A 19,986-nucleotide genomic window follows, 5' to 3' on the forward strand; every position below is an offset into this window, starting at 1 on the left:
CTCAGTTGACCTGCCGGCCCTCGCCCCAGTACTGCGCCCGCAACGCTTTCTTGTCCGGTTTGCCGAGCGGGCTGACCGGGATGCTCTCGGCGAAATCGACGGTCTTCGGGGTGTAGACCGCACCCTTACGGTCCTTCACCAGCGCCTGCAGTTCCTCCACAGGTACCGACTGCCCGTCGCGCAGCACGACGACCGCCTTGACCGCCTCACCCCACTTCTCGTCCGGCACCCCGATCACGGCCGCGGCGCTGACCGCCGGATGCGCCGAGAGCACATCCTCGACCTCCCGCGGGTACACATTGAACCCGCCGGACACGATCATGTCCTTCTTCCGGTCGACGATATAGAGGAATCCCTCTTCGTCCTGCCGGGCGATATCGCCGGTGTGCAACCAGCCGAATTCGGTGGCCTCCGCGGTCTGCTCGGGTTTGTTCAGGTACCCGTTCATCACCAGCGGGCCGCGGACACACACCTCGCCCGGTTCGCCCCGAGGTACTTCGTTGCCCTTCTCATCGAGCAGCGCCACCGACAGCCATGGCACCGGACGGCCGCAACTGGCCAGCCGCTCCGGTTTGTTCAGGTCGTGGTCGCCGCGGCGCAGCACCGAGATGGTCATCGGGCTCTCGGCCTGGCCGTAGAACTGGAAGAAGATGGGACCGAACTTCTCGATCGCCTCGGCCAGCCGGGTCGGGGAGATCGCGGAGGCGCCGTAGAACACCGTCTGCAGGCTGGACAGATCGTATTTGTCGAGGTCGGGGCTGTCCAGCAGGGCATAGAGCATGGTGGGCACCAGCATGGTCGCGGTGATCTTGTACTTCTCGATCGCCTCGAGCACCTTGGCCGGGTGGAAGTAGGGCAGCACCACGATGGAACCACCCTGCTGAGCGGTGGGGCCCCAGAAGGCGGCGCCCGCGTGGCTCAGCGGGGTACACACCAGGAACCGGACCTCGTCGGGCCATTCCCATTCGGTCATCTGGATGCGCAGCATGGTGGTGCTGCCGCGGAAGCTCATCTCCACACCCTTGGGCTTACCGGTGGTGCCGCCGGTGTAGGCCAGGCTCATGGTCGCGCTGGGATCCACCTGCGGACCGCGGACCTGCTCGGGGGTGAACCCGGCAGCCAGTTCGATGAGATCGGTCCCCACCTCGGACGGACCGAACGAGAACAGGTTCCGCAGCCCGGGCACCTTGTCCCGCAACTGCGCGGCACGTTCGTCGAAACCGCTCGGGTCGTAGATCAAGGTTTCCACGCCGGCGTCCTCGAGGACGTAGGCGTGATCGTCGAGCGAGCCCATGGGGTGTAGCGCCATGGCCCGCGACCCGTTCACATTGTTCGCGCCCTGCGCGAAGATCACCTCCGGCCGGTTGGCCGAGAGCACCGCCACCGGGGAGCCCACGCCGAGACCGGCCGAGGCCAGCGCCTGGGCGAACCGGCTGATCTGATCGCGCACGTCGCGGTAGGTCAGGGTGGCGTCGTCGATATGGACCGCGGCGCGGTCGGCATAACGCTCGAGAGCTTTGCCCAGCAGGTCCACCGCCAGCGGCTCACGGTGCAGCTGGGCGGTGTCGTCGACGTGCGGTTCAGTGTTCATTCGTCTGCCTTTCGGGCCGGCCCGTCCGAGCGGACCGGCGAAGATCGACCGGCGCTCCGGCGCGGGTCCCGGGGCCGCGGGCACCGCCACATGGCGCCGCGGCCCGGGAACCGCCCACGGGGCTCGCAAACCGCAAAAACTATAACACGTTCTACTTTATTTCCGGGGTGGGTCCGCGGGATCCGGCCGTCCCGGCGAGAGCGGACCGGCACGCCTGCACATAACCGCGTACCAGCGGCCGGATATCGTCGCGCCGCCACCACCCATTCGTACCGGTCGGCGTCGGCCGGTGGCAGCCGGACGAACGCCACATCGGTGAATCCGTCCACTGGGCCGTATGCGCAGCATGGCCGGTGTAGGCCAGGCTCGTGGTCGCGTTGGGGATCCACCTGCGGACCGCGCACCCGCTCGGGGGTGAACCCGGCAGAAAGTTCGATGAGATCGGTCCCCACCTCGGACAGACCGAACGAGAACAGGTTCCGCGGCCTTGCCGAGCGTGGGAAACCGCGGACTGTTGCCGGGCGGTAGCGTGCGCGCACCGAAAGTTGTTGGAAGCAAAGGGCTCCGATGGTAACCGATCAACTGGCATCACTTGCCGGACGTTCACCGTCCCTCGACGAGAATGTAAGAGCATCGCGAAACCTTGCCGTCGGGTCTCAATCGCTTCGGTCGAGGGACCCATCAGCGGGAAACTCGGATAAGATGCCGCGCCGGCAGTCGGCAGCGCGGGTCGAAGTCGAGTAACAAACCTGCCGCGCGGTGATCCCCCGCGGTCGGCGCCCCGAGCCTGTGTCCTGGCACCAGAGAACAATGAGACACGTCTTCCTCGATGTGTCCCCCGCGCCGGTCGGTCACGAGACCGGCAGCCGCTTCGTCCTACTCCGTTTGCCTATGTCGAACTGTCTGGAGTTGCCCTGTGTCTCTTCCTCCGCCGCTGGAATCGCCGCTGTCTTATGACGGCCCCCCTATAACGCCTGGTTCAGTGATCGATGATGAGCCACGAGTAGCTCTGTACACCAAAGAATTCGCTACGAACCCCCAGCTCGCCTACCAAGAGCTGAGAGCCCGCTACGGATCGCTGGCCCCTGTGGAGATCGCACCGGGCGTCCCGGCCACCCTGGTGGTCACCTACGCGACCGCGAAGCGGATTCTGCACGACCCCGAGCACTTTCCGGCCGACCCTCGGGCCTGGCAGGCGAATGTGCCGCTGGACTGTCCCGTTCGGCCGATGTTGCAGTGGCGGCCGAACGCACTGCGCAGCACCGGAGCCGCCCATGCCCGGCTGCGCTCGGCGAACACTTTCGCTCTCGACGGAATCGACCTGCACGCCGCACAGGCACTGGTCGAGAAGATCGCGGTGCCGCTGATCAACAGCTTCTGCGGCGCCGGACATGCCGATCTGCTCGCGCAGTTCGTACACCCCCTGGTCTTCGAAGTGCTCAACACCCTGGTCGGCTGCTCGCCCGATATCGGGGCGCGCGTGGCGCGGGGAATGGCCGCCGTATTCGACACCTCCGCCGATGCCGAAGCGGGCAACGTGACACTGGAATCGGCACTGTACGAGCAGACCATGCGCAGAATCGCCGATCCCGGCGACGACATCACCACCCGCATGATCGCGCACAGCGCGAAACTGACCGAGGAGGAGGTGATTCACCAACTGGTCGTCATATACGGGGCGGGCATCGAACCGACGGTCAATCTCATCCTGAATACGTTGCGCCTCATGCTGACCGACGATCGGTTCGGCGGAGGTATGGTCAGCGGTAGCCTCTCGACCGGCGATGCGCTGGAAGAGTTGCTGTTCACCGATCCGCCGCTGGCGAACTTCTGCTTCAGTTATCCGCGGCAGCCGATCCTCATCGATGGTGTATGGCTTCCCGCGCATCAGCCCGTACTGATCAGCATGTCGGCGTGCAATAACGATCCAGCAGTGCAGTCCGGAGATTTCACGGCCAACCGGTCACATCTCGCCTGGGGTGCCGGCCCGCACGTCTGCCCGGCGAAGGATCTGTCCTCGACCATCGCTCGCGCGGCGATAGATCAACTGCTCGATGCGCTACCCGAGATGGAATTGGCGGTGCCCGTCGCGGATTTGCAGTGGCGGACCGGGCCATACCACCGGTCCCTGGCGCGCTTGCCTGTGACGTTCGAACCGACTCCGCCGATGCGGGGATGAAGTGCTGTCGCCGGCACCGGCGCGACCGTCGTGTAACTCGGATTCTCGGTGACTCCTCACCGGCGAGGCACGGCGGGCACCGGTGCAGGTGTTCCCCGCCGCGCCGGCCTGCCACCCCGGGACAGCTCGCCGACGGGCCCGGCCCCGTATCCGGTGACGAGGGCCGGCCCCCACGTGACAACCGGCCGGATCAGTCCCGCGTGACCGTCCCGTCCACCCGGCGCCAGATGCCGAGCGGGTTCTCCGCGCGGATCTCGTCGGCGAGCAGTTCCTCCGGGACGTTCTGGTAGCTCACCGGACGCAGGAAACGTTCGATGGCGAGGGTGCCCACCGAGGTGGTGGCCGGGGCCGTGGTCGCCGGGAAGGGCCCGCCGTGCACCACCGCGTGCCCGACCTCGACACCGGTGGGCCAGCCGTCGAAGAGCACCCGGCCCGCGATCAGCTCCAGCTCTCCCAGCAGCGGCCCGGCGATCTCCCGGTCGGCGGCGGTGGCGTGCACGGTGGCCGTGAGTTGCCCCTCCAGGTCACCGGCCAGCGCCAGCAATTCGGCGGTATCGGCGGCGCGCACGATAATCGAACTGGGCCCGAACACCTCGTCCTGGAGTGCGCGGTCGGCCCGGAAACGCGCGGCGGTGGTGACGAACAGATGCGGATCGCCGGAACAACTCGTGGCGCCCGCGGCCCCGGTGGCGGCCAGCCGTACTCCCTCGGTGCCGGACAGCCGCTCGACACCGGAGGTGAAGGCCGACGCGATCCCCTTGTTCAGCATGGGCGCGCCGGAGGTCGCACCGATCGCCTCGCTCGCCGCCGCCACGAATTCGTCGGCGCCGGGCCCCTCGGCCAGGAAGACCAGACCCGGGCTGGTGCACAGCTGCCCGACGCCGGTGGTCAGCGAGGCGACGAATTCCGCGCCCAGCCTCGCGCCGCGTTCGGCCAGCGCGTCCGGCAGCACGAAGACCGGGTTGACGCTGGACATCTCGGCGTACACCGGGATCGGTACCGGCCGGGCCGCGGCGGCCGCGGCCAGTGCCAGGCCGCCCTGCCGGGACCCGGTGAAACCCACCGCCCGGATATGCGGGTCACGGACCAGCGCGAGCCCGGTTTCCACGCCACCGTGCACCAGCGCGAAGGTTCCTTCGGGCAGACCGTGCTCCCGGACCGCCGCGAGCACCGCGCGCGCCACCAGTTCGGAGGTGCCGGGATGCGACGGATGCGCCTTGACGACGACGGGTGCGCCCGCCGCCAGCGCGGAGGCGGTGTCACCGCCCGCGACGGAAAAGGCCAGGGGGAAGTTGCTTGCGGCGAATACCGCCACCGGACCCACCGGGATACGCCGCTGGCGCAGATCGGGTTTCGGCAGCGGCGTGCGCGACGGATCGGGCCGGTCGAGCCGGGCACCGGTCCAGCTGCCCTCCCGCACCACCTCGGCGAACAGCCGCAACTGCCCGGTGGTGCGACCGATCTCGCCGCGGATACGCGCCTCGGGCAGACCCGATTCGGCGATCGCCCGCTGCGCCAAGGCCTCCCCCAGGTTCTCGATCTCGGCGGCGATACCGTCCAGGAACACGGCGCGCCGGGTGAGGTCGGTGGCGCGATATTCGGCGCACGCCGCCCAGGCCGCGGTCGCGGCCCGCGCGACGGTGGCCGCGTCGGCTTCGCCGAACTCCGGTTCGAGCGGGGCGCCGGTCGCCGGGTTCACCGCGCGGAAGGCCCCGGTGGTGCCGGGGATTTCGGCGCCGCCGAGCAGATTCGCGCCGGTGAGGCGTTCGGTTTCGGGGCCGGTCATCAGCTCACCTTCTTCACGAGGTCGGCGAGTTCGGCGAGTTCGGTCTCGTCGAGGTCGGTCAGCGGGCTGCGCACCGGACCCGCCGGGCGGCCGATCACCTTCATCCCCGCCTTGACAATGCTCACCGCGTAGCCGGGTTCGCGATTGCGCAGGTCGCAGTACGGAATCACGAATTCGTTCAGCGCGTTCAGCACGAAGGCGTCGTCGCCGCGGCGCAGGGCGCGATAGAAGTCGAGCGCGAATTCCGGGACGAAGTTGTAGATCGCCGAGGAATAGGTGGTCACACCCAGCGCCAGGTACGGCAGGGCGAACATCTCCGCGGTGGGCAGGCCGCCGATGTAGATGAGGCGGTCGCCGACCCCGGCGTAGATCCGGGTCATCTGTTCGATATTGCCGATGCCGTCCTTGAACCCGATCAGGTTGGGGCAGCGCTCGGCGAGTTCGGCGACGGCGGCTTCGGAGTAGGCGGCGTTGGCGCGCGAGTAGATGACGACGCCGAGGTCGGTGGCCGCGCAGACCTGCCGCACATGGTCGACCAGGCCCTCCTGGCTCGCCTCGGTGAGGTAGGGCGGCAGCAGCAGGACGCCGCCGGCGCCGGCGCGCTCCGCGGCGCGCGCCATCTCGACCGCGGTGGCGGTGCCGTAACCGGCGGGGGCGATGACCGGCAGTCCGTCCGGCGCCTCCCGCACGGCGGCGATGACCACCTGTTCGACCTCGGCCGGAGTGAGGGAGAAGAATTCACCGGTGCCGCCCGCGGCGAACAAGCCGGACGCGCCGTACTGGCCGAGCCAGGAGATGTTGTCCCGGTAGGCGGCCTCGTCGAACGACCCGTCGGCGCGCAGGTGCGTGACCGGGAAGGACAGAAGGCCGGAGCCCAGCTTCCGGGCGATTTCCTGGGGAGGGGCTGTGGTCATGGGGTGCGCTCCTGTTCGAGGGTGACCTGCTGCCCTCACCCTAGGAAGCCCTATGATTCACGTCCAACACTGATTACATATCTATCAATACAAGGTCGGTATCGGATGTTCACTTTTGTCCAGCTCACCCATTTCGTCGCCGTGGCCGAGGAGTTGCACTTCGGCCGGGCGGCGGAACGCCTGCGGATGACGCAGCCGCCACTGAGCCGGCAGATCCAGCTCCTCGAAAAGGAGGTGGGCGCGGAGCTGTTCGACCGATCCAACCGCACCGTGAAACTCACCCGCGCCGGTCGCGCCTTCCTGCTCGACGCCCGGCGGCTGCTCCAGCAGGCCGAGCGGGCCACCCTCGCGGTACGCCGGGTCTCGGCCGGCACCGGGGGCGTCCTGCGACTGGGATTCACCGGAGCGAGCGTGCACTCCGGGTTGCCGCGCGTACTCGCCGCGGCCCGGACGGCACTACCCGATGTCGATGTGGAGCTGCGTGAAATGGTGACCATGGACCAGGTGGAGGCGCTCTCGGAGGGAGCGCTCGATCTGGGCATGGTGCGCCCGCCGATCACCCGGCCGGACCTGTCCACCCGCACTTTCGTCCGCGAGGGGCTGATCGCGGCGCTGCCCGCGGACCACGCGCTGGCGACCGACACCGAACCGCTCCCGGTGACCGCGCTGCACGGCGCGGATATGGTCATGCACGCACCGGTCGAAGCGCGGTATTTCCACGATCTGATCACCACGGTGCTGCACGCGGCGGCCGTGATCCCGGTGATCACGCAGTACATGACCCAGATCCACAGCATTCTGGCGCTGGTGAACCTGGGCTGGGGCGTGGCGCTGGTGCCCGAATCGGCCACCGGTATGCGGTTCGACCAGGTGGTCTACCGCCCGCTGGAGGGAGTGCGGACCCAGGTGGAGCTGGATCTGGTGTGGCGCCACGGTAACGAGAACCCGGCCTTCACCCGACTGATGACGGAATTGACGGTGCCGGGCGGGGAGACCGGGCTTCCGAGCCCAGGGGCACGGTGAGCGCGGTTCGAATCGGCATTGCCCGACCCGCTCGGGCAGCATCCGGAAGTTCCTGGCGCGGCATGGCGCGTCACCGGCCCTCGAGGGAGAGGGTGCCGGACCCGGCAGGCCACCGAATCCGTCGTGCGCTCCGACTTCCGCTCGTGTTCGGGCCGAATGCTTGCGGCCGGCAAAAGGGGATAGTTAACATCCTCATTATGAAGATGGGCGAGGGCGTGGAGTGGAGCCTGCACTGCTGCGTCACTCTGGCGTGGCTGGACGACCGGTGGCCGGTGCCGATCGCCCGGCTGGCCGCCTGGTTCGACCTGCCGGTGGAGTATCTGAAGAAACGGCTGCAGGCGCTGGTCCGCGCCGGGATCCTCACCTCCACCCCGGGCGTGCGCGGCGGCTTCGGCCTGGCCCGACCCCCGGAACGGATCACCCTGCTCGATGTGGTCACCGCCGTCGAGGGCGGAGTGGACCCATTCCGCTGCACCGAGATCCGGCAGCGCGGCGGCAGCGGGAGCAGCCCGGGTCCGGCGTTCGCCCGCCCGTGCGGAATCTCGCTGGCCATGCGCCGCGCGGAGCTGGCGTGGCGGCGGGAACTCGCCGCCCAGACCGTCGCCGACCTCGCCGCCGCGGCCCCGGCATCCTCGGCGGAGCGCACTCGGCGCGGATTCGCGAACCCCTGATCACGCGGCAGGGCCGGTCCGGCCCCGGCATCGGACCTGCCGCAGCTTCCGAATAGAGACACTTGATATCCCGATTAGCGAGTTCCGAGGAGGATGCCTTGTCCGGAATCGTGGTACTGGGCGGTGGTTTCGCCGGAGTGTGGAGCGCCGCGGCCGCGGTCCGGCTCGCCCGCGCGGCGGGACGCGACCTACCGGTCACCCTGATCGACCCCGGCGACGATCTCGTGATCCGGCCACGCCTCTACCAGGCCGATCCCGATCGCATGCGGGTCTCGCTGGACCGGATCCTCGGACCGGTCGGAGTGCGCCGGCTCGCGGGCACCGCGACCGCGGTGCATACGGCCGACCGAACCGTGACCGCCGTCGGACGAGACGGCGAAACGGATGAGGTCCCGTGGGAACGGTTGATTCTCGCGACCGGCAGCCGGCTCGTCCGGCCCGACCTGCCGGGTGCCGAACTGCTCCACAATGTGGACACCCTTCCGGCCGCCGCCGCGCTGGACGCGCATCTGCGCCGGCTCCCGGAAATGCCGTCCGGCGCGGGTCGCTTCACCGCCGTGGTCGTCGGGGCGGGCTTCACCGGGCTCGAGATAGCGACCGAACTTGTCGACCGGCTCCGCGCGGTCGCCGGGAACGAACAGGTCCGGGTCGTTCTGGTGGAGCGGGCCGATACGGTCGGGCCCGAGCTCGGCCCCGGGCCCCGGCCGCAGATCCACCAAGCCCTCACGACCCTCGGCGTGGAACAACGCCTGGGTGTGAGCCCGGGCGCGGTACAACCGGACGGGGTCACCCTGTCCGACGGCACACGCATCGCGGCCCGCACGGTGGTCTGGACTGCCGGGGTGCGGGCGAGCCGGCTCACCGCCGATATCCCCGCCGACCGCGACGGGCTGGGCCGGTTGCCGGTGGACGAGCAGCTCCGGGTGCTCGGAGTACCCGGCGTGTACGCGGCCGGTGATACCGCGGCGGCACAGGCCGAGCCGGGACACCCGGTGCTGCAGTGTTGCCAGCATGCACTGCAACTCGGGAAGTTCGCGGGCCACAATGCCGCCGCGGAGCTGTTCGGGCTGCCGGCCGTCCCCTTCACACCGGCGCCCTACGTCACCTGTCTGGACCTCGGATCCGCCGGAGCGGTTTTCACCAACGGCTGGGAGAGGCAGGTGGCCGCGACGGGCGAGGCCGCCAAGGTACGCAAACGCAAGGTGAACGAGTGGTGGATCTACCCACCCACCGACGACCCCGGCGAACTGCTCCGGCAGGCCGACCACCGCTTCTCGGTCCGCGATATCCCCACCCCGTACTCCTGATCCGCGCCGTCGCACCGCGCCACGCTGTGGCACCGCGCCACAGTGGCGCACCGCGATTCAGCGTTGCGCCACTGTTCGGTGTCGTGGTGGCCGTTCGAGCCGGGCCGACCACCATGCCCCGCACCTCGTTCGCGCTGTACAGCACCGTGCGGACCCGGATTCCGATCCCGTGGCTACCGGACCGAGCGCACCTGCTCAGCGGGCGGTTACCAGCTCGTGCTCGACGGCCGCCGCAATGGGCAGATGCGCTCGGGAGTGCCGGACGGTCACCGCGGTTCCCGACAGCGCCACCAGCACCAGCCCACCGAGCAGCACCGGGTAGTCGGCCGCCGGGCTGAGCAGGCTCAGCAGGGACGGCAGCAGAAAGCCCAGGTAGGCCAGGGCGTAGTAGGCGCCGGTGAGCGCAGCCAGTTCCTCCGGCGCGGCCAGCCGCTGTACCTCGAGCAGGCCGGAGACCAGCGCGATCCCGTACGCGCACCCCAGGGCGAGCGCGGCGACCAGGGCCAGGACCGGCGAGCGGACGATCGCGGCCAGCGCGCTCACCATCAATCCGCCCGACATGACCGACATGGCCACCGCCACCGCCCGCGCACTGGTGGTGCGGTCCAGCCGTTTGGCGAGCGGCTGGACCAGGACGCCGACCGTGAGGGTGGCGACGGTGATGGTGGTCGAGTACAACAGCCCCCATTGCCCGACCCGGTCGCCGACGAGCTGCGGCATCACCGCGTAGGCCACGCCGGCGGAGCCGAAGATCCACGGCGCCATCGGCACGACCACTCGCCGGAATCGCGGATGCCGCACACCGGAGAACCGCCCGGGCGTACTCGTCCCGGCCGGCAGTGTCTCCGGCGCCCGCACCACCGCGGGCAGTACCGCGGCGGCGAGCAGCGCGTGCACGACATAGGGCAGCACCATCGGTGCCGGGCCCCACTGGGCGAGCACTCCCGCGACACCCGCGCCGACGCCGAAACCCAGCGTCAGCCACAGCGCGGCCCGCCGGGCACCGGCCGCCGGACCGTGCCCGGCCCGGACGGCGAGTTCGGTGGTCCAGGTGGTGCCCACCGCCATGGCCACGGCCACCCCGAAACCGGTGATCAACCGGCCGATCGCGATCCAGCCGACGCCGAACACCCCGGCCGCCAGAAGCGGACTCGCCACCAGGGAGGCCACGACTCCCGCAACCACCACCGCGCGCCGCCCGAACCGCGCGGAGAGACCGCCGCTGAGCAGCAGGCCCGGCACCAGCCCGAGCACGTAGGCGCCGAGCAGCGCGTTCACCAGCAGCGCGGAATAACCCTGGTCCCGGTACATCACCAGCAAGGGCGTGAACTGGTTACCGCCCCAGGCGCAGACGAAGATCGCCGCCACCGCCGCATGCCACGAACCCCGCCTCACCGCCGATGGGTCCCGTCCAGATGCGCGCGTAGGGCGGTGGCGAAGGCCGCCTCGTCACCGGATTCGATGATGGCGACCAGTTCGTCGTGCTGCCGCAGCACGACGGGGACGAGATCGGGCACCGGACCGAGCGCGGCCACATTCATCCGGCGCTGCCGGTCGGCCAGCCCGGTGTAGAAGCGGATCAGCAGGGCGTTGCCGCCCGCCGCGACCAGGGCGCGGTGGAAGAGTTCGTCCGCTTCGGCGAAGGCATCGATATCACCGGCTTCGGCGTATCCGCGCTGCACCTCGAGGGCGGCGCGCAGCCGGTCCACAGCGGCGGGAACCCGCTCGGGCATGCGGAGCAGGCGCCGGACCGCCGCGGTCTCGACGGCTTCCCGGGCGTCCAGCACATCCTCGGCCTCGCCCGGCGGGACCGGTGCGACGATGGCGCCGCGTTTGGGCACCAGGGTCAGCAGTTCCTCGGCCTGCAGCCGCACGAACGCCTCCCGGACCGGAGTCCGGCTCAAGCCCAGCCGGCCGGCGATCTCGGTTTCGCTGAAAAGATGCCCGCCCGGCAGTTCACCGGACAGGACGAGTTCCTTGGTGAGTCGGTAGGCCCGATCCGCTGCACTCTGCCCGGGCGTTTCGGCCGGATACGACGAGGTCCGCACCCAGCTACTCTAGCCGATAGATACAAGCTTGCATGCAAGCATGCGCTCGTCCGGATCCCGAGCAACCATCGTGCGGGGTTCGCCCACCCCGGCGGTACGGTCGGGACAGAGATCGAACAGACGGCGCGACCGTCGACGGAACGAACGGACAACGATGTGAACGAGGCCTTCTACCTGCCCGATCCGGCGGACCCGCAGCGGTTTCTCTCCACCGAACTCACGCGCGGTCCATGGTCGCCCGACGCCCAGCACGCCGGACCACCCTCGGCGCTGCTCGGTCATGTGATCGAACGGTGCGAACCCCGGCCGGGCTTCCAGGTGGGCCGCGTCGCCGTCGAGATCCTCGGACCCGTTCCACTGGCCCCGCTCACCGCGCAGGCCCGCCTGGTGCGCCCGGGCCGCAGCGTGGAGATGGTCGAAGCGACCCTGGCCACCGATCGCGGTCCGGTGATGCGGGCCACCGCGTGGCGTTTCAAACTCGCCGACCCCGAGCTCGAGATTCCCGAACACCTCGTACCGACCGGGGCGCGGCCGGGCCCCGACCAGACGCCCGAGCCGGAATTGTTCCCATCCACCCAGCCTCTGGGATTCCACACCGGTATCGAGTACCGCTACGTCACCGGCTCCTTCCGCGAATCCGGCCCCGCGGTGTGCTGGATCAGGTTGAAGTATCCGATCGTCGCCGGTACCACGCCCAGCCCACTGGAGCGGACCCTCGCCGCGGCCGATTCCGGCAACGGCGTCAGCGCGGTCCTCGACTGGGAGCGCTACCTGTTCATCAACACCGATCTGACCGTCACCCTGCACCGTCAACCGGCCGGCGAATGGGTCTGCCTCGATGCGGTCACCCATCCGCAGCCGCACGGTATCGGCCTGGCCGAATCCGAACTGTTCGATGAGAAGGGCCCGCTGGGCCGCAGCACCCAGACCCTGTTCCTCGGCCCGCGCTGATTCTCATATGACTCCCCGGCGGGGATAAGCGATCGACTACGCGGCGCTCCCGCCCCACGGCCGCCATCCGTTTCCATCGGCACGCACAGGCGAGCCAGGCTGTCGTACTCCGACAGGTGCTCGAGCGGTCGGCACCCAGGCCGACCGGCCGAGTGCCCCGCGGCATTTCCGTACATCGGCGCGATCCGCCGGCTGCCGCGGCACCGACCCCCGCTCACCCTCACAGAGCGGGGACCGGCTCCCACCCCGTACCGGACGGCCACGGGGCCACGCCGGAATGCGGTCGCCGGGTCGGCTCGATCGCGGTGCGATCGACCCGGGCACGGGTGAGGAGAAGTCGCTATCGGGTCGACACAGCAGCCTGCCGCCCGGCGATCCGGCCGAACACCGAGCCATTGGTGAGTCCCGAGCCACCCGGGTAGTTGAAGTAGAAGATCCCGCCGACGATCTCGCCGGCCGCGAACAAGCCCGGAATCGGCACCTGGTTGTTGTCGATGACCTGCGCGTCGGTATTGATCCGCAACCCGCCGAAGGTGAATGTGATACCGCATGTCACCTGGTACGCCTCGAACGGGCCCGCGTCCAGGGTGTTGGCCCAGTTCGTCTTGTCGACGGTGAGGCCGCGGGTGCCGCGGCCGTCCTTGATGTTGGGATCGAACGCCGTGTCCGTATCGACCGCCGCGTTGTAGGTCCGGACTTCGTCGAGGAAACCCTTCGGGTCCACGCCTTCGAGTTTGGTCGCGAGGGCTTCCAGCGTCGGTGCGGTCACCTTGGTGACCTGGCGGATGCGGTACTCGTCGCGTAGCAGATGAGTCACCTTCTGGTCGAAGATCTGCCATGCCATCTGGCCCGGCTGGTCGAGAATCCGCCGCCCGTACTTGGCATAGGTGTAGTTGCGGAAGTCGGCACCCTCGTCCAGGAACCGGCGGCCGTCCGCGTTGACCATGATGCCGAATGGGTAACTGTGCTTCTGGAAGTTGTCCCCCACAGCCAGATCGCCGAATTCGGGCGCGTTACGCTCCCAGCCGACGGCATGACAGCCCGACCAGTTACCGGTCGGACTCGCGCCGATGTCCAGGGCCATTCGGTGCCCGTCGCCGGTGTTGTACATCGTGCCGCGCACCTTCGCCAGATCCCATGACCGGCCCAGGTAGCGGGTTCGCCATTCCGCATTGGCCTGGAATCCGCCGGAGGCGAGTACGACGGCGTCGGCCCGTTCCTCCCGAATCTGCCCGTGATGTTTGACGACGACACCGGTAACGCCCGTCTCGTCGGTCAGCAACTCGGTGACGTGGGAGTCGTACTCGATCCCGATACCGTCACGTTCGGCACTCTTGACCAGGAAGTCGACCAGACCCGGACCGCCACCGTTGACCTCGACGGTCAGTCCACCCCAGAACTTGAAGCGCCCGTCGATCTTGAACGCCTGGCGTCCGTAGATCGGGAGGAACCGCACACCCTTCTCACGCATCCAGAGCAGGGTCGGGTAGCTGTTCTCCACCAGGATGCCGGACAGCTCCGGATCGGTCCGGTATTCGCTTACCCGGGCCAGGTCGTCGAGGAAATCTCCGGTGGAATACGAGCCGAAGTCGGTGACGGCAATCTCCTCGTCGGTCAGGTCGGGCATCAGCCGGCGCAGATCGTCGACGCCGTCGTATGCCACCCGCATCGCCCCGGCGGTGAAGGCGGTATTCCCGCCGCGCAGCGGCCGGCCCGCGCGTTCGAGGACCAACACCTCCGCGCCCTGCTCACGGGCCGATAGTGCCGCGCAGAGCGCAGCGTTTCCGGCGCCCACTACGATCACGCGTTTCTCATTCATCTTTTCGCAGTCCCTTCCGCATCGATACCTCCGGCGAACCGCACCGGCCGCCCTATCCACCCGGCCGGGTGGAGCGCACCGGATCACGACCTCGCCGCTTCAATGTATACCGATGTGCACTAAATAAATACATCTGTTGACAGCTTGTATACATATGAATACTCTGTGCGTTTGTGAGGTACGCCACCCGGCTGCGAGATCAGCCGGTCGATCCGCTCGGCCGTCCACCTGCCCGGTGTGGCCAGGGCCGACGCGCCAAAGCGCCAGTCCTCATGCCAGAGTCCCACTCGAAGGAGGGCACCACATGATCCACGAAGATCCGCCTCAAGGCACGGATACGCTGCCGAAGGCGGCGACGCCCCCCACGATGCGGGAAGCGTCCAAAGTGGCACGGGCCGCATTCATCGGCACCACCATCGAGTGGTTCGACTTCTACCTCTATGCCAGCGCCGCCACGCTCGTGTTCCCGCAGAAGTTCTTCCCAGGGCTCGGGCCCGCCGGGGGAGCGCTGGCCTCATTCGCCACTCTTGCCGTGGCTTTCGTCGCCCGGCCGATCGGCGGCATAGTATTCGCGCATTTCGGCGACCGCGTCGGCCGCAAGGCGACGCTGGTCGCGTCGCTATTGCTGATGGGTGTGAGCACCTGTCTGGTGGGTCTTCTTCCTACCTACGAGACCATCGGAGCACTGGCGCCGATCGCACTGGTGCTACTGCGTTTCGTCCAAGGAGCCGCAGTCGGTGGCGAATGGGGCGGTGCGGTACTCATGGCGACCGAGTTCGCGCCACCGAATTCGCGGGCGCGGCTCTCCAGCTGGCCGCAGCAGGGCGTGACCGCCGGCCTCATCCTGTCCACTGCCGTGCTGCTGCTCATCACCACCACGATTCCGGACGAGGCCTACCTCACCTGGGGTTGGCGGATCCCGTTCATCGGAAGTCTGGCTCTGATCGCGGTGGGTCTGGTCATGCGCTTGAAGGTCCGTGAGTCGCCGGTATTCGCGGCCGCCCGGGCGAACTCGGAGGAGGCCGCGCACGGCAAACTGCCCATCCTCGAGGTATTCCGCCGGCACACCCGGAAAACTCTTCTGGGTTCGCTCGCGTATATCGCAGTGAGCACAACGTTCTATGTAGCGTTCGTGTATCTGCTCTCGCACGCGACCGGCGACCTCGGAATCGGCAATACCGCGGCATTGACGGCGATCCTGGTGGCAGCATGCTTCTACTGCGTCGGAATCATGGTGTCGGCGTGGATCGCGGACATCCGGGGCCGACGGCCGGCGCTGCTCATCGGCCTGATCGGCGCGCTGGTGACGAGTGTGCCGATGCTCCTGCTGGTACAGACGGGAGACCCGATCCTGTTCGCGACGGGTCTGTCCATATTCTCGGTGCTGGTCGGTATGAGTTACGCACCGATCGGTGTCTACTTCGCCGAACTGTTCCCCACGGCGGTGCGCTATTCCGGTATGACCGCGACCAATCAGGTCGGTTCCCTCCTCGGCGCCGCCATCGCTCCCTTTGTCGCCACCGCGCTCTACCAGGCGTTCGGCATGGTAGCCGTGGGTATCTACCTGATCGTGGTGACCGCATTGAGCGCTGCGGCCGTAGCGTCCCTCGGGGAAACTCGAGGCACGGAGATCGAGCGATGACCGCGGCGGACGCGCTCGGACGCGCCTGTGACACGGTGGGCGCGCTCGACCTGAATCGGGTTCCGCCCGATTCGATCGACAAAGCGCTGCGGATCATCGCCGATTGTCTCGCTGTCGCCATGGCGGGGTACCGGACTCCGCCGATGGCGGCGCTCCGCGGAGCGGATACAGCCTGCGGTCTCGTCACCGCGCCGGAGGAGCGGAATCCGTTCCATCGCTCCACCGTGTGGGGCGGCGGGCGCGCATCGGCCCACCACGCCGCATTCCTGAACGCGACCGCCGGGAGCTTCCTCGAACTCGACGAGGGAATGCGTCCGACCGGTCACCCGGGTATGCAGATCGTCCCGGCGGCGATCGCGGCCGCGGAGGACACACACGCCTCCGGTGCAGATCTCCTGCGGGCCGTGGTCGCCGGCTACGAACTCAGTGCCCGGATGTTCCGTGCGGTCCGGCTCCGCCCCCACGCCCATCCGCACGGCCATGTGGGTGCGCTCGGCGCGGCACTGGCTGTTTCGATGCTGCGCGGCACCGATATCCGAACGGCTACCGCGATCGCCGCGACGCTACCGCTGGCCGCTACCTGGCAGGCCTGCTACGACGGCGCGACTGCGCGCAATACCTATATGGGGCACGCGGCCGCGATCGGTGTGCGGTCGACCGAACTGGCGCGCGCGGGCTTCACCGGTTCCTTCGCTTCCTTCGGTGTCGTGCTCGGTGAACTTCTCGGCACGGGATTCGACGAAGCGGCTCTGGTCGATACATTGAGATACGACGCCTTGGCGGTCGGCTCCGGGTACTTCAAGGTGCACAGTGCGTGCGCGCTGACCCATACCGCGATCGACGCCGCACTCGATATCGTCGCCGCGGCGCCGCTCGCAACGGAAGCGATCACGAAGGTACGGGTCGACACCGTGGCGGCGGCACGTAAGGTCGACGTTCCGGCGGCGCCGAACGATCTCTCCTGCCGGTTCTCTCTGTCATACGCGGTCGCGACAGCGCTGGCCACCGGGGCGAGCGGCCCGGCGGCATTCCGTTTCCGCGCGGATATCGCGGCGCTCGCGCAGCGGGTCGAGGTTCACGTGGATCCCCAGTTGGAACAACGGTGGCCGACGTGCTCACCGGCCCGCGTGCGTGTCGAAGTGGATGGCCGGATTCTCGAATCCCTGGTCGAGAATCCCACCGGCCACCCACCACGCGCACTGTCCCGGGACGCGCATTTCACGAAGTTCGCCGACGCGATCACGGATCCGGATCGTGCGCGCGACGGGTGGGCGCGGATCATGGATCTTCCGCATCTGCCCGACGTCAACTCGCTCCTGGCATGGTGATCGGATGACCGAGCATCTACTCGCTGTGCTGGGCACAGGCGGCACGATCTCCACCCTGCCCGGATCGGACGGCGCCGTCCCGCGGATGACCGCGGAGGAACTCGCCGGCTCGCTCGGCGTAGATCGAATTCGCTCGACGGATGTCTTCACCCGGTCCTCGCGCGAGATCGGACCGGCCGAAGCATGGACACTGGCGGCGGCGGTCGAGAACGAGATCCGGCGCGGCGCCACCGGCGTGATCATCACCCACGGAACGGACACTGTCGAGGAGACGTCCTACGCACTCGCGCTGCTGGTCGACACCCGAGTTCCCGTGGTCCTCACCGGGGCCATGCGCTCGCCGCATCTGCCCGGTGCCGACGGACCCGCGAACCTGCGTGCCGCGGCGTGCACGGCATCGTGTGCGGAGGTGGCCGCGTACGGCCCGGTCGTCGTGATGCACGACGAAATCCATCTCGCGTCGTTGGTGACCAAGACCCATGGAGTGAGCGTGGCCGCATTCAGTTCGCCCGCGGCGGGACCTGTCGGGCGAATCGTCGAGAACGAACCGCTCCTGTTGCTCGGGCCACCGGCCGGGACAGCCCTGCTGCCCCGGCGCACGGCGCCGGACAAGCGCGTCGAGGTCGTGAGCGTATGCGGCGGAGACGACGGACTCGCGATCGAAAGCGCGGCACAGCGGTCCGACGGTCTCGTGCTCGCGGCCACCGGCGCCGGCCATATCTCCGCTGCCGCGGCGGAGGCCGCCGCGGCAGCGGTCGCAGACGGTACCCCGGTGGTGTTCACGAGCAGATGCGCAGACGGGCTGACGCTCGCCGGGACCTACGGTGGCCCCGGCTCGGAGACGGATCTGCAACGGGCGGGCCTGGTCCGCGGCAGGTTCCTGAGCCCGGGCAAAGCACGACTGCGTCTGCTCTTCGGGCTGTCCGCAGGACTGGATCCCGCCGAGCTCTTCGGTTCGGCCCAGAAAGGAACCTTCGAATGACCTCGCGAGACTTCATCGGCTATGGGGCCGCCCCGCCGGACTTCACCTGGCCGAACGGTGCTCGTGTCGCCGTGAACGTGGTGCTGAACTACGAGGAGGGCGCGGAGCGCAATATGCTCGACGGCGACGACGCCCGGGAGACCCTTGTCGAAGCGCACTACTCGGTGCCCGACGGAGAGCGTGAGTTGTTCGCCGAGTCGACCTTCGAGTACGGCAGCAGAGTCGGTGTGTGGCGCGTGCTCGACGCGCTGGACGACGCAGAGGTGACGCCGACGATCTTCGCCACCGCGCTCGCTCTGGAACGAAATCCGGCGGCGACCGAGGCATTCCGGGCACGTGGTTGCGATATCGTCGGTCACGGCTATCGCTGGATCCCGCACGCCTACCTGTCCGTCGAGGAGCAGCGGCACGATATCGAACTCGGCGTGGAAACCATTCGCCGGCTGACCGGACGGCAGGTTGCCGGCTGGTTCACCCGGCCGCCCAACACCGTGCACACCCGTTCTCTCCTGGCGGCCGCCGGCGTGACCTACGACGCCGGCTCGGTCAGCGACGATCTGCCCTACTACGAGGACGTCGACGGCAAGCCGTTCCTCATCGTCCCCTACTCGCTGGATGTGAACGACACCAAGTTCTACAAAGGACAGTTCTTCACCGGACGCGACTTCGCCGAATACGCCATCGACGGACTCGACGCGGTGCTCACCGGGCGCCGGCCGGCCGTCTACTCCATCGGACTGCACTCCCGGATCATCGGTCGTCCCGCCCGGCTGGCCGGATTGCGCCGGGTGCTCGACCACCTTGCCTCGCGTGACGATGTATGGATCACCGGACGCGACGACATCGCGTCCTTCTGGCGCGATACCTTTCCTCCTGCGGGTGGTTGATCTTCCTCTGGGCACCGGTTGTAATTCGGCCGATGTCGATCGACAACTAAACTGAGTGCAGGGACTCGGCGGACCGTTCGGTGTCGACGACCGGGCAGGGTCGGGACCGACCACTCGAACGGTGTTCGGACGGCGGGCGATCGCATGAACCGGCCACGGTCGTGACAGCTGTCGTCCCTCGAACCGGAGGAGGACTGATGAGTACGACCGTGTACGAGCGAGTGCGGAGCGCCATCCTCGACGGTACGTTGTCACCGGGACAGCTGGTCTCCGAGAACCAACTCGCCGGTGAGTACGGCGCCTCGCGGACTCCGGTACGCGAGGCACTGCACCGACTCGAGGCCGAGATGCTCATCGAGCGGGTCGGCAGAACGGTCCGGGTACGTACCACCAGCCCCGAAGAGATCCTGGATATCTACGAAGTGCGGATCACCCTGGAAGGCGCGGCCGCGCGGGGCGCCGCGCTGCGCGCGACCGAACTCGATCGCGCACGCCTACGCGCGGCGAGCGCGTCCATGCGCGCGGCCGGAAACGATCCCGCGGAGCGGGCGGCCACGAACCGGGTGTTCCACGAGACGCTCTGGAATGCGAGCCACAGCCCGACACTGGTGGATCTACTGCAACGTCTGAATGTTCACCTCATCCGCTATCCATCCACCACCCTCGAGGACGATGAGCGCTGGCATACGGTGCTCGTCGAGCACGACGCGATGATCGAGGCGATCGAGAGCCGGGACGCCGCGCGTGCGCAATCGCTCGCCGAATCCCATATGACCGGCGCCCGTGAAGTGCGACTCGAGATGATGACACGGCGGGTCGCCGCGACAGGGGCGGGCGGGGCCGACAACAACTGATCCC

16 protein-coding genes are annotated in these 19,986 nt (G+C 68.4%); 10 read left to right on the forward strand and 6 right to left on the reverse strand.

The features are described from left to right. Nucleotide 1: 1 nt before the first annotated feature. Entirely contained in the window at nucleotides 2-1,591 is a 1,590-nt protein-coding gene (locus NGR01S_RS16490) for an AMP-binding protein (RefSeq protein WP_063037718.1), read from the reverse strand. Between the two features lie 982 nt (nucleotides 1,592-2,573). Between NGR01S_RS16490 and NGR01S_RS16495 the strand changes: the two genes are divergently transcribed. Beyond that, entirely contained in the window at nucleotides 2,574-3,770 is a 1,197-nt protein-coding gene (locus NGR01S_RS16495; RefSeq protein WP_245664633.1) for a cytochrome P450 family protein, read from the forward strand. A gap of 190 nt (nucleotides 3,771-3,960) precedes the next feature. Here NGR01S_RS16495 and NGR01S_RS16500 read toward each other — a convergent pair whose 3' ends face one another. Beyond that, complete coding sequence (locus NGR01S_RS16500; protein WP_063037722.1) at nucleotides 3,961-5,556, reverse strand: aldehyde dehydrogenase (NADP(+)); 1,596 nt, start codon at nucleotides 5,554-5,556, stop codon at nucleotides 3,961-3,963. Next, nucleotides 5,556-6,470: a 5-dehydro-4-deoxyglucarate dehydratase gene (kdgD, locus tag NGR01S_RS16505; protein ID WP_063037724.1), complete on the reverse strand. Its 915-nt coding sequence runs from the start codon at nucleotides 6,468-6,470 to the stop codon at nucleotides 5,556-5,558. Before kdgD ends, NGR01S_RS16500 begins: the two co-directional genes overlap by 1 nt. A 105-nt stretch (nucleotides 6,471-6,575) precedes the next feature. Here kdgD and NGR01S_RS16510 point away from each other — a divergent pair, with 105 nt between their 5' ends. The 3 genes from NGR01S_RS16510 to NGR01S_RS16520 all read left to right on the forward strand — a co-directional run bounded on the left by NGR01S_RS16510 (nucleotide 6,576) and on the right by NGR01S_RS16520 (nucleotide 9,471). Then, entirely contained in the window at nucleotides 6,576-7,493 is a 918-nt protein-coding gene (locus NGR01S_RS16510; RefSeq protein ID WP_063037726.1) for a LysR family transcriptional regulator, read from the forward strand. A 197-nt stretch (nucleotides 7,494-7,690) separates the two neighbouring features. Then, nucleotides 7,691-8,164 (forward strand): RrF2 family transcriptional regulator, encoded by a 474-nt coding sequence (locus NGR01S_RS16515; RefSeq protein ID WP_063037728.1) that lies wholly within the window; start codon nucleotides 7,691-7,693, stop codon nucleotides 8,162-8,164. Nucleotides 8,165-8,262: 98 nt separating this feature from the next. Next, nucleotides 8,263-9,471: an NAD(P)/FAD-dependent oxidoreductase gene (locus NGR01S_RS16520; RefSeq protein WP_084481178.1), complete on the forward strand. Its 1,209-nt coding sequence runs from the start codon at nucleotides 8,263-8,265 to the stop codon at nucleotides 9,469-9,471. A 195-nt stretch (nucleotides 9,472-9,666) separates the two neighbouring features. Here NGR01S_RS16520 and NGR01S_RS16525 read toward each other — a convergent pair whose 3' ends face one another. Next, the gene (locus NGR01S_RS16525; protein WP_063037730.1) at nucleotides 9,667-10,866 is read right to left on the reverse strand and encodes an MFS transporter; all 1,200 of its coding nucleotides are present in this window, start codon (nucleotides 10,864-10,866) and stop codon (nucleotides 9,667-9,669) included. Further along, the gene (locus tag NGR01S_RS16530) at nucleotides 10,863-11,519 is read right to left on the reverse strand and encodes a GntR family transcriptional regulator (protein WP_063037732.1); all 657 of its coding nucleotides are present in this window, start codon (nucleotides 11,517-11,519) and stop codon (nucleotides 10,863-10,865) included. The genes NGR01S_RS16525 and NGR01S_RS16530 overlap by 4 nt, the downstream gene beginning before the upstream one ends. A gap of 156 nt (nucleotides 11,520-11,675) precedes the next feature. On the opposite strand from NGR01S_RS16530, the gene NGR01S_RS16535 reads away from it, so the two are divergent. After that, complete coding sequence (locus tag NGR01S_RS16535) at nucleotides 11,676-12,470, forward strand: thioesterase family protein (RefSeq protein ID WP_063037734.1); 795 nt, start codon at nucleotides 11,676-11,678, stop codon at nucleotides 12,468-12,470. Between the two features lie 340 nt (nucleotides 12,471-12,810). On the opposite strand, the gene tcuA is transcribed toward NGR01S_RS16535, so the two are convergent. Further along, nucleotides 12,811-14,289, reverse strand: a complete 1,479-nt coding sequence (gene tcuA / locus NGR01S_RS16540) for an FAD-dependent tricarballylate dehydrogenase TcuA (protein ID WP_063037735.1) — start codon at nucleotides 14,287-14,289, stop codon at nucleotides 12,811-12,813. A 304-nt stretch (nucleotides 14,290-14,593) separates the two neighbouring features. On the opposite strand from tcuA, the gene NGR01S_RS16545 reads away from it, so the two are divergent. The 5 genes from NGR01S_RS16545 to NGR01S_RS16565 all read left to right on the forward strand — a co-directional run bounded on the left by NGR01S_RS16545 (nucleotide 14,594) and on the right by NGR01S_RS16565 (nucleotide 19,982). After that, entirely contained in the window at nucleotides 14,594-15,931 is a 1,338-nt protein-coding gene (locus tag NGR01S_RS16545) for an MFS transporter (RefSeq protein ID WP_063037742.1), read from the forward strand. After that, nucleotides 15,928-17,259 (forward strand): MmgE/PrpD family protein, encoded by a 1,332-nt coding sequence (locus NGR01S_RS16550; RefSeq protein ID WP_063037744.1) that lies wholly within the window; start codon nucleotides 15,928-15,930, stop codon nucleotides 17,257-17,259. Before NGR01S_RS16545 ends, NGR01S_RS16550 begins: the two co-directional genes overlap by 4 nt. A 4-nt stretch (nucleotides 17,260-17,263) precedes the next feature. Next, entirely contained in the window at nucleotides 17,264-18,241 is a 978-nt protein-coding gene (locus tag NGR01S_RS16555; protein ID WP_063037746.1) for an asparaginase, read from the forward strand. Then, complete coding sequence (locus tag NGR01S_RS16560) at nucleotides 18,238-19,128, forward strand: polysaccharide deacetylase family protein (protein ID WP_063037748.1); 891 nt, start codon at nucleotides 18,238-18,240, stop codon at nucleotides 19,126-19,128. The genes NGR01S_RS16555 and NGR01S_RS16560 overlap by 4 nt, the downstream gene beginning before the upstream one ends. Before the next feature lie 197 nt (nucleotides 19,129-19,325). After that, nucleotides 19,326-19,982, forward strand: coding sequence for a GntR family transcriptional regulator (locus tag NGR01S_RS16565; protein WP_063037750.1), 657 nt, complete (start codon nucleotides 19,326-19,328; stop codon nucleotides 19,980-19,982). The last annotated feature ends 4 nt before the right edge of the window (nucleotides 19,983-19,986 follow it).

It is taken from the genome of Nocardia grenadensis NBRC 108939 (genome assembly GCF_001613445.1).
GTDB lineage: Bacteria > Actinomycetota > Actinomycetes > Mycobacteriales > Mycobacteriaceae > Nocardia > Nocardia grenadensis.